Genomic DNA, 1,177 nt, shown 5'->3' on the forward strand with positions numbered 1-1,177 from the left:
GTATAATATGACTGAATTAAACAATTGGTCATGTTGTTTTGACGGAAAATTCACTTCATTTATGTAGGTAATACAATTTGATTAACTTCTTTTCAAACTGTATTGTTTGAGGTTTCCATAAGATAGGGATTGATAAGATATTTCTGTTCCAAACTTATTTATACTTACAAAAAAATTAAGAAAATAGAGGGTAAACATTACCTAGAATATTAGGATCGTTTTCATTAGGAGGATTACAAAGCATGACTAAAGTTGATAAGGTTAAAGAAAAAATTATTGAAACATCTTTATATTTATTTAATACTAATGGGATAACTCGTACATCCATCCAGGATATAATGACAGCTACTGAACTACCTAAAGGATCTATTTATCGTAGATTCAAAAGTAAAGAAGAAATTGTCCTTGCTGCCTACGACAAAAGTGGTGAGATTATGTGGAGTCATTTTCATAAAGCAATGGAAAATAAAAAGACAGCAATTGATAAAATCCTTGCAATTTTCCTTGTATATCAAGATGCAGCTAATAATCCTCCTATTGCTGGAGGCTGTCCATTACTTAATAGTGCCATTGAAAGTACTGGAGTATTTCCAGAATTACAAAAAGCAGCAGCAAAAGGTTATGATGATACAGTAATGTTAATGGCTTCTCTCATAAAAGAAGGAATAGAGAAACAAGAATTTAAAGAAGATATAGAGGTTATATCACTCGCTTCCTTTCTTGCCTCTTCAATGGAGGGGGCTATTATGGCAAGTCGAGTATCTAACGATAATATACACCATCATTATTTTATTGAACAAATAAAACATCATCTTTTCACTTATTCTAAATAAGTGAGAACTTGCATTGTTTCCATCCAATTTTTATAAAATTAAATTGAGTAAATACCCCTTATAAATAGTAACTTCTGTTTATAAGGGGTATTTGAATAGTTTTTAGATGATGTTTCATGTTTCTTATTGAACGGCTTTGTTATCGTTACTACAGAAAAAATGTGAATTAAATGTTAATTGATTTACATGTTTCAAGCGTATCTATATTGAGTTTGTAAATCTACACAATAAGTTTTCATTATATATTAAGTGTAGTAGAAGTTCAGATAGATAAAATTCGGTAGTCGAATTTTTTTGCATAAAGCTGTATAATGCTTGTAACGAAAGGGAAATACAGGAAGGGA

1 protein-coding gene is annotated in these 1,177 nt (G+C 30.0%); it reads left to right on the forward strand.

Annotation, left to right across the window (positions count from 1 at the left end; translation table 11 throughout):
• Window positions 1-242 precede the first annotated feature (242 nt).
• Window positions 243-833, forward strand: coding sequence for a TetR/AcrR family transcriptional regulator (locus tag ABWK52_RS29500; RefSeq protein ID WP_000169648.1), 591 nt, complete (start codon window positions 243-245; stop codon window positions 831-833).
• Window positions 834-1,177 lie beyond the last annotated feature (344 nt).

Origin of the sequence: Bacillus sp. AP50, from assembly GCF_040492675.1 — a bacterium.
Lineage (GTDB): Bacteria > Bacillota > Bacilli > Bacillales > Bacillaceae_G > Bacillus_A > Bacillus_A cereus.

Bases quoted from the DNA above. Each gene is read 5' to 3' on its own strand.
- ABWK52_RS29500 (WP_000169648.1), top strand. From the start codon at position 243: ATGACTAAAGTTGATAAGGTTAAAGAAAAAATTATTGAAACATCTTTA.